This is a genomic window from Aliivibrio sp. SR45-2 (assembly GCF_963890165.1).
Lineage (GTDB): Bacteria > Pseudomonadota > Gammaproteobacteria > Enterobacterales > Vibrionaceae > Aliivibrio > Aliivibrio salmonicida.
Window position 1 is genome coordinate 1 of the sequence record NZ_CAWPRC010000207.1, and the last position, 9,530, is coordinate 9,530.

5 protein-coding genes and 1 pseudogene are annotated in these 9,530 nt (G+C 37.4%); 4 read left to right on the top strand and 2 right to left on the bottom strand.

All coding sequences use genetic code 11. The features are described 5' to 3' along the window. Positions 1 to 57: 57 nt before the first annotated feature. The 3 genes and pseudogenes from AACV33_RS19830 to AACV33_RS19840 all read left to right on the top strand — a co-directional run. Positions 58 to 2,394, top strand: a pseudogene (locus AACV33_RS19830) (DUF11 domain-containing protein); the annotation flags it as partial. A gap of 42 nt (positions 2,395 to 2,436) precedes the next feature. After that, positions 2,437 to 5,964 carry a hypothetical protein gene (locus AACV33_RS19835; protein ID WP_182700569.1) on the top strand — a complete coding sequence of 1,176 codons (3,528 nt, stop codon included), beginning with the start codon at positions 2,437 to 2,439 and terminating at the stop codon, positions 5,962 to 5,964. Positions 5,965 to 5,975: 11 nt separating this feature from the next. Beyond that, positions 5,976 to 6,890: an OmpA family protein gene (locus AACV33_RS19840; RefSeq protein ID WP_255458639.1), complete on the top strand. Its 915-nt coding sequence runs from the start codon at positions 5,976 to 5,978 to the stop codon at positions 6,888 to 6,890. A 61-nt stretch (positions 6,891 to 6,951) separates the two neighbouring features. On the opposite strand, the gene AACV33_RS19845 is transcribed toward AACV33_RS19840, so the two are convergent. Further along, entirely contained in the window at positions 6,952 to 7,779 is an 828-nt protein-coding gene (locus AACV33_RS19845; RefSeq protein ID WP_182700571.1) for a DUF2797 domain-containing protein, read from the bottom strand. A gap of 177 nt (positions 7,780 to 7,956) precedes the next feature. On the opposite strand from AACV33_RS19845, the gene AACV33_RS19850 reads away from it, so the two are divergent. Beyond that, positions 7,957 to 9,294, top strand: a complete 1,338-nt coding sequence (locus tag AACV33_RS19850) for a DEAD/DEAH box helicase (protein WP_182700572.1) — start codon at positions 7,957 to 7,959, stop codon at positions 9,292 to 9,294. Positions 9,295 to 9,400: 106 nt separating this feature from the next. Here the strand turns inward: AACV33_RS19850 and AACV33_RS19855 are convergent. Further along, a partial coding sequence (locus AACV33_RS19855) for a pyrimidine/purine nucleoside phosphorylase (protein ID WP_182700573.1) occupies positions 9,401 to 9,530 on the bottom strand: 130 nt, incomplete at its 5' end.

The window sequence follows — 9,530 nt, forward strand, 5'->3', positions numbered from 1 at the left end:
AAAAACGGTCTCGACTTGTAGATCCGTGATTAAGTCAGTTATATGAATGTTTTGTGCAAAGCTCGCAGCATTATTTCTGGCCTTACGGTTGAAACAGTTGATGGAACCATTGAATCTGCCTTTGATTTTTGGACTCTTGATGTTGAAGTGTTAGATCCAAATACCGTCATCACAAGAACGCGTTCGACTTTTAATGAAGACATCGATGTCAATATCGACCTGGCACCGTTAGATACAGTGACATTTACTATTAGTGGCGATGTTAATAAAAACGCAGTTGGAGTGATTAAAAACACCGCAACGATGGCGTTTAATGGTATTTCCGTTGATAAAGAAGCTGAACTTAAACCTGAAGACCAGAAAGTGACTTTTAATAAAACACTTAAAGACGGTTCAAAAGAAGGCCCTTATAAAGCAGGGGAAGAATCAGAGTTTCATATTACGTTAATAAATGATGCTGCGAGCTTTGCACAAAACATTCATATAACTGACTTAATCACGGATCTACAAGTCGAGACCGTTTTTGGTGTTACAGAGCAAGCCTTTAGCTCATGGAATATTGATTACCGTATTCGTAATGATAAGTACGATACGACAACGATTAGTTCATTGCCTATTGGGGATGATATCGATGTTATTGTCGATTTAGCACCAAGTGCAACGATTGAATTTATTGTTAAGGGGATCGTAAACCCGAAAGCATTGGGGGAGATCAGCAATACGGCCACAATGAATGACGGAATTTCAAGCATTGATTCAACAGCGTTATTACAACCAGAAAGTGTTGTTTTGGTCGTGAAGAAAATCGCAGATAAAAACGAATACACGAACGATGACAATGAAATTACCTATACGTTGGCGGTGGCCAATAGAGGTTCATCAGATGTGTCTGGTGTTCAATTAGTTGATGAAATTTCGACGCTTCAAGGGGCGAATGGAAACCCTTTATTTACGGAATGGACAACCACGATTAAAGAAGCCCCTAGTTTATCTGTTGTGGCGACCGAAAGTTCTATTGACCTTAACTCGACTCAAACCTTAAAAGCGTATGAAGGTAACGGATTTATTATCACCGTTGTAGGAAAAATAGGTAAAGGACTTGATGATGATATTACGAATACGTTTATCGCAACAGCGCCTGGTGGAGAAACTGCTCAAGATAGTGTGACCGTTCATGTGAAAAAATTTGCGGATAATGAAGGTCAACTAGAGGTAACAAAACAAGCACTTAAAGACTCCATTCAGGTAGGAGATGTCGTTGAGTATGAAGTGGTTATCGAAAATAATAATGAAGCTGAATTTAAAAGTGTCAAATTGGAAGATCGATATCCATCAGGCTTTCAGTATGTAGAGAATTCAACGGAGGTAACAAACAGTGGCCCTGACGGTGTTTTTGATACCGCAGATGACGTGTTTACTAATCAAGAGCCAGCAGTAACTCAAGTTTTATCATTTTCTATCGGCGATATGCTTGCGTATGGCGCGAGTGGTTCAACCGTGCAAGAAAATGTCAGAGTCCGTTATCTATTACGAGCCACGGTAGGTACTACATTTGGTCAATACGTCAATACCGCTTATGCAATGACCCCTGCGGAAGGAATGACAACAGGACCGTTAGAGATCAAATCGAACATGAGCAGTGCGACTGTTGAAATTACACCCGATAAAGTATTCGATACAGCATCGATTATTGGCAAAGTTTTTGAAGATAATAATGGAGATGGATATCAAGCTGATGCAACCGCTTTTGATATTAAATTAACCGCTAATATCGCTCATAGTAATTACGTCACAGGTTCTACGACGATAGAAATTGAGGGTGAAGAAGAAAGCCTAAAAGAAAAAGGCATTGTTCCTATTAATCAAAGCATTGTAATTGATCATCTATTTGGGTTATCGAGAAATAGAACGCTACCAGAAGGGAATATAGCGGTTGTCCAATTTGCGACAAAAAACAAAGATAAATTCGATTTTACCGTAACAACGGCTGATGGTTCTCATATCTCATTCAGTAAAGAGGGTGTGATAAACATAGAGCATTTAGGAAACAAAAAAGATCAGCTTGCTGCAGAAAATCTGAAAATAACCCGTAACCTATACAAGGATAATAACCAGTATTTATGGGAAATTGTCATTGAAAATATGGGGATCTATGAGGACGGTATACCAGGTGTAAGATTGCTTACGGTTGAAGGTATCGTTATTGAAACCGATGAATATGGGCGTTATCACGTGCCAGATCAATGGGTTCTCAATAAGAAGGGAAAACAATTCTTAGTTAAAGTTGACACTGATTCATTACCGACAGGAATGAAAGTAATCAGTGAAAACCCGAGAGTATTAAGAATTTCACCAAATCAATTAACGAAATTTAATTTTAGTGTTCAAAAATAAATAACTCAAAACTATAAAAATAAAGAAGTTATTAGGAGAAGTATGAAGTTATTCAATAAGAGTCATGCAATGTTATATGCACTGTATGTATTCCCATTAATGACGCTAGCAAAAGAAACAGATGACTTACAACAGCTGGATTCCAACGCGATGGATATCTCAGTGGATGTTAGTGAGCAAACAGACAGTTCTCGTATTTATTTAGATGAGGGAGCTATCTGGGCGAGTCGTGATATTACCAAGTTTAATCCTGTTTTAGATTTAAGTGCGACGGATGAAGTTGAAGTCGAAGACGGGAAACTTATTAACCCATTAAACTTTTCCGTTGACACTAATTACAGTTATTACATTAGCTCTTGGCAGCTTGAAGTATATCGTGGTGCTGATCGCCACCTGTCTCAGCCTTTAGCTGTGATGAAAGGTGAAAAGCTTGCAAACAGTACCGATATTGAATGGGACGGCTCAACAGATGTTAATTACAGATTTAAACTTGGGCAGCAATTGTTATTCCGATTAAAAGTGTGGGACAAAGATGGAAATATGGATGTGACAACAATAGGGGTTGTCGATACCGTGCGTCCGGATAAAGAATTGTCTATCGATAAAAACAGTAATGAATCAGAAAATGGTCGTCATTTTGGTCGTTCTACATTAATGCGTCACAATATACCGACGTCTTCCGGTTTAGCTAAGTTTATTGGAACGGGGCTAAATGGGGTAGATAAAGTTATTATTGGAGAAGATGAGTTTGATGTTGTTGAAGGAGGTTTATACGCTGAAATATTCCTTCCAACAGATGCATATCGTTTTCCTACGACCGTTGTTTTTGACTCAGGAGAAGAGCGTCGTTTCTCTCTTTATGCTCGTATTCCAGACACTTATTATGCACAAGCGGGTCTAGCGGATTTTTATGTTGGAAGAAACCGTGTTGGAGGCAGTACAGGTGCACTTGAGGTAAATGATCAGTACGTAAAGGATATTTATAATCAAGGTCGAATTGCGTATTTTGGACAAGGTAAATTTGGTGATAAATTGCGTGTTGTTGCCCATGTCGATACTCAAGAAAATGCAGTGAAAGATATGTTTAAAAACCCTTTCGCAGCAAATGATACCTCAACTGTTTTTGATATCGTCGATGGCGATGATGAAATGATGTATGGGAATTATGGCGATGGCGCTAACATTCAGAAAATTGTTAATACCAAAGGTAAAGTGTATTTAGATGTTCAATACGATAAATCTCAATATTTATGGGGGAATTTCAATACAGGAATAACAGGGACGGATAACGGGGATTACAACCGAAGCTTATATGGTTTTAAAGGCGACTATCGTACACGGGAAACCACGAAATTTGGTGAAGACCGTTTAAATCTCGTAGGCTTCGCTTCTCAATCTGATTCACTTTACTCTCACGATGAATTTTTAGGTACAGGTGGGTCTTTATACTTCCTTCAACACGGTGAAGTTATCCCAGGTAGTGATAAAGTGTTAATCAAAGTGATGAATAAAGACAGTGGGATCGTTGAAAATGAAATCCCATTACAATCTGGTCGAGATTATGAAATTGATGAATATCAAGGCCGTATTATCTTAACAAGGCCGCTGTCTGATATTGTGTCTGATAGCTTTGGTTCTGTTATTGATGACTCCCCTCGTGGTGGCTATGAAAACTATCTTGCTGTTGATTATGAATATGTACCTAAAGGTAAAGATGCCCGTGATGCGCTGGTTTATGGTGGACGAGTAAAAGGGTGGTTAAATGATTACATTGGTATTGGTGCCACTTACGCATCAGAAGAAAAAGACACGCAAAATTATGAGCTATATTCAACAGATTTAATCTTGCGAGCGACTGAAGGAACATACTTAAAAACGGAATTTGGTCGAACAAAAGGAACCCAAGTAGATAGTAACTTTGTGTCTTTTGATGGTGGTTTAACTTTTACTCCTATTTCATCTGGCATGGCTGATGATCGTGAAGGCGATAATATTCAAATTCTTGGGGTCGCAAGTCTTTATGATTTAGCTCCTGATCTTTTCGGTGCCGTTGGTAATGATGTGAAAGCGTGGTACAAATCAAAAGATGCGGGTTATTCATACGCAAGCCAAAGTGACGATCTTGAACAAGAATCTTATGGAACAGAAGTTCGCTTACAAGTTAGTGATAGAGTTCAAGTGTCTACCCGATTTACATCAATGGAAGAGACTGAAATTGATGGAACGTTAGAAACCGACACAGAGCAAGTTGAAGTTGAAACACAAATTTTAGTGACTGAAAATATTAAAATTTCGCTTGCTGGGAAACATATAAAAGAATTGAATCAAAACAATGAATCAGGCACTGGTAACCTTGCTGGTGCAAAAGTTGAATATCTTTGGGATAACGAAAACAGCGTTTATATTAAAGGTCAAAAAACAGTTGATGCCACTGAAACTTATGATGATAACGACAGTGTCACTGTTGGTGCAGAAACTCGCGTATTAGATGACTTGAGTCTTGGTGGTGCCTATACCGTCGGGAGCCGAGGAGATGCCGCAGAAGCAACTGTTACTTATGATGTAACTGACGATTACTCAACTTATGTTACTTATGTTGATGATAATTATGAAGACCAAAACAACGTCATTTTAGGTCAACGAGCAACATTGACGGACTCTGTTGATTTCTATCAAGAAAATCAGTTTGTTAATGAAAATAACGGAAAAGGCCGAGTTGATTCTTTTGGCTTTGATAATGAAGTTACCGATGATATTGATATTGGAATTGCTTATCAACAGGGTGAGATTGATTATAGCGATGATCCTGAAAACACCATTACAGGTATCGTGAATCGAAGAGCTGTTAGTTTTAATATTGGTTTGGATCTCGATGACATCGTTCTAAAGCATAAAATTGAGTATCGAGTAGATAAAACTGAAGAGACAAATGAGAAAATTGAACAATGGGTAACTACCAATAGTTATACACACCATTTAACGGATGAATATACCTTATTTGGTAAATTTAATTATTCTAAAGCGATGAATGATACGAATAACGAATTGCTTGAGCGTTTTATTGAGTCAAGCATTGGTCTTGCTTATCGACCTATTTATAATGATAAATTAAACCTATTAGCTCGTTATACCTACTTGGTTGATTTTGATAATTTAAACCGCGATGTCGAATACTCTGATACTGAAAGCCATATTGTGGAAACAGAAGCGATTTACTCATGGGATGCAAATTTAGATTTTGGTACTAAGTTCGCATATAAAGATAAATTTGAACGATTTGATAGAGCATCAGGTGTCGGTGTTGATGTAAATAGCCAAATTTACCTTACTGGTCTTAGCGCTTCTTACAGAATAATGAAAAACTGGGATGTAACGGGTGAATATCATTGGAAAGTCGATACTCAAAATGATGAGTTAGAAGAAGGGGCTTTACTCTCTTTTAATAAATACGTTACCGAGAACTTTAAAATCGGGGTTGGTTATAACTTTTCCAATTTTGACGATAATTTAACGAATGATGTTGACTATAACGCGAGTGGGGTCTTCATTAACCTCATCGGTAAGATTTAGGGACGATGACAATGACGATGAAATCATTACTGCTAGGGTTTAGTTTTTTTTCTCTCTTTGGGTGTAGTACAGATACTTATGTAAGTAAAGAGAACATAGACAAATACGACGAAAGAGTTCAAAAGTTTTTGATTGCAGAATGTTTATCTCCTCAACGTGAAATACACATAGCAGTTGTAGAGCATTTTGAATTTGATAAATATGAAGTAAGAAAAAAAGATCATGCCTCTCTAAATCAGTTTATTAATAATATTGAAAATATTAACGGTCGAATTGCTATTTCAGGGCATACGGATTATCAAGGTTCAATTGATTATAATGAAAAATTGTCGCACCGACGAGTTGAATCGATTAAAGCATATTTATTACAGAAACTAATCGAGAGTAATTATGAATGGGAAATTAAATCTTATGGTGAAAAGCGCCCTTTAATCAAAGGACGGAGCTTAGAGGCAAATGCGGAGAATCGACGTACATATTTGGTTTTTGAACAGACAATTGCTAAAGAGTTGAATCCTGTTTGTTTGCCTCTAGAACCTAAAAGAAAAGTGTACGTGACGATGGCTTCTCATTTTGATTTTGATAAGTATAAATTACATAATGCAGATAAAGTCGGTCTTGATAAGTTGGCTTTGAAGATTAAAGGTTTAACTGGAAGAATTCTAATTGCAGGATACACGGATTATCAAGGTTCATTCAGTTATAATGAAAAATTGGCAAAAGAACGTTCAATGGCTGTTCAAAATTATTTGAAGACGAAGGTCGACTTATCTCAATTTATCTGGGAAATAAAATCGTTTGGTGAAGATTCTCCTATCATTGAAGAACACTCATTAAAAGCCAATGCCGCTAATCGACGTGCGTTTGTCGTTTTTAAAGAAGGCCCGTTACCAAAAGAAAAGATCGAGTCACTAACGGAGAAGTAATTATTAATTAGTTGATAAAAGAGGAAAGGGCGTTCATTAATTATAATAAACGCTATTTTAGTTACGCTGTCACTGTTACTTCGTAAGAACCAAATTTACGGATATTAATGACACCCGTATCAAACAGAAGATATTGACCTTTAATGCCATTTAAGATACCGGTTACTTCAGGGTTCTTATCAAAATTATGACTGATGATTTTGACCGGGAACTCGTTAACAGGAAAGCGAATGTTTAAGATATTCTCATCCAATAACTTCACTGAATCGTCACCGTGTTCAGCTTGAATTTTTGCGATGGCTTCTTCAACTTGAGGTAATAGCTCTAATGCGGCTTCTTTTAAAGCAAGGGGGTTATTGTTACCTTTTAATAACGTGCGCCAATTTGTTTTATCGGCAATCAATTTAGCTAATTCAATTTCGACTAAACCTGAAATCAATCGATTCTTTACTTTCGCAATTGGTAACCCTTGTGTTGCACCTTGATCAATCCAACGAGTTGGAATTTGAGTATGACGCGTGATCCCAACCTTTAGACTAGAGGTATTGGATAGATAAACATAATGGTCAACAAAACAGTTTTCTTCGCCCCATTGAGGTTGACGGCAAGTTCCCTCCGCGAAATGACATGTTTCTGGTTTCATAATACACATGTCGCAGCTTGCCAATTTCTTCATACAAAGAAAACAATGACCTTGAGAGTAACTTTTTTTCGTTTTCTTACCGCACGAACAACAAAAAATATTGCCTGTATGTGTGAGAGTTAATGTTTGGCCAATGAAGGCATTAAGCTCTATTTCCTCATTACCAACAGGAAGTCGATATTGAACCGCACCATCAAGTAATGACGCGCGCATTTTTGCTAGTGTTCCAGTGATTTGAATGCTCATAAACTTTCTACTTTCTTCTTATTAGGTTAAAACCATTGTAACAAAGTCATGAGAGACTGTAAGAGCTCAAATGAAGATTTATGTGCAAGGATAAACGACACTTATGCTATAATCCGCCGCATTAGACCAGATTGACTGGTTATTCATCAATAATACTCGAAATTGGAGTGGCAGCTTTTGCAATTTAAAGATTTAGGTTTAGATAATCGCCTATTAAAAAATCTCGCTCATCAAAACATTAAGAAACCAACTGAAATTCAACGTAAAGCCGTACCTGTTGCCATGGCAGGGAAGGATGTTCTTGCGTCGTCTAAAACTGGTTCTGGTAAAACATTAGCATTCGTATTACCGATGCTTCATAAATCACTTAAATCGAAATCATTCTCTAAGAATGACCCTCGTGCTGTGATTTTAGCACCAACACGTGAACTAGCAAAACAAGTGTATATGCACTTGCGTGCAATGTTAGGTGGTTTAACTTACGATGCTGCATTGATCACTGGTGGTGAAAACTTTAACGACCAAGTGAACGCATTACGTAAATTCCCTAAATTTATTGGCGCGACACCAGGACGCTTAGCGGATCATCTTGAGCATCAATCTCTGTTCTTGAATGGTTTAGAAATGCTTATTCTTGACGAAGCTGACCGTATGCTTGATTTAGGCTTTGCTGAGCATTTACAAAAAATTCATGCGGCAGCAAATCACCGTCGACGTCAAACGCTTATGTTCTCTGCAACATTAGACCATGAAGCCGTGACTAAATTTGCAGGCAACATGCTAGATAATCCTAAAGTTGTTTCTGTTGGTTTATCAACAGATCAGCATGCAGATATCACGCAAAGTTTCTATTTGTGTGATCATTTAGATCATAAACAAGCGTTGTTAGATAAAATCATTGAAACGGAAAAATACTTCCAAATCATGATATTCACAGCAACACGTGCAGATACAGATCGCTTAACTGATTTACTTAACGAACGTAAATTAAAAGCGGTAGCATTAAGTGGTGATATGAACCAAACCGCTCGTAATAATATTATGAGCCAGTTTGAACGTCGTGCACATAAAATCCTAGTAACGACTGATGTTGCTTCTCGTGGTTTAGATTTAACCAGTGTAACTCACGTTATCAACTTTGATATGCCAAAGCATATGGAAGAGTATGTTCACCGCGTTGGTCGTACTGGTCGTGCTGGTAAGAAAGGGACAGCAATTTCTCTTGTCGGACCAAAAGATTGGGAAAGCTTTAAGCGTATAGAGACATTTTTACAACAAGACTTGGCCTTTTCTGAATTCGAAGACTTGAAAGGTAAATTCAAAGGTCTTAAGCCAAAACATAAACGTGAGTTTGTGAAAAAAGGCGATGATAAGAAAACGGCTGCAAAACGTGGTTCTTATACTCCTAAAAAATCGAAAAAACGCGATAACACATTCCACACTAATGTGGCAGTGGGTGAGCAAGTATTTATGCCAAAGAAAAAACCAAAGCAAATTGTTGTTGATGATGAATAATCATTAAATGATTTGATAAAAAAGGCACAAGTAACTAATTACTTGTGCCTTTTTTTATTTCTAAATAAAGCATCATTGATAAGCACAAGATGCTTTACGTTTTATATTATAAATATTCGCAAAGGTAAGCAGTTTCAATTTCAACATTAACATCGAAAGAAGAACTTCCTTCAACAGAGAAGAATTCACCCGACGAAAAGGTAACCCAATCTGTATCAGAGCTACGCTTAATTGTA

Coding starts and splice junctions, on each gene's coding strand:
- AACV33_RS19835 (WP_182700569.1), top strand. CDS start 2,437: ATGAAGTTATTCAATAAGAGTCATGCAATGTTATATGCACTGTATGTA.
- AACV33_RS19840 (WP_255458639.1), top strand. CDS start 5,976: ATGACGATGAAATCATTACTGCTAGGGTTTAGTTTTTTTTCTCTCTTT.
- AACV33_RS19845 (WP_182700571.1), bottom strand. CDS start 7,779: ATGAGCATTCAAATCACTGGAACACTAGCAAAAATGCGCGCGTCATTA.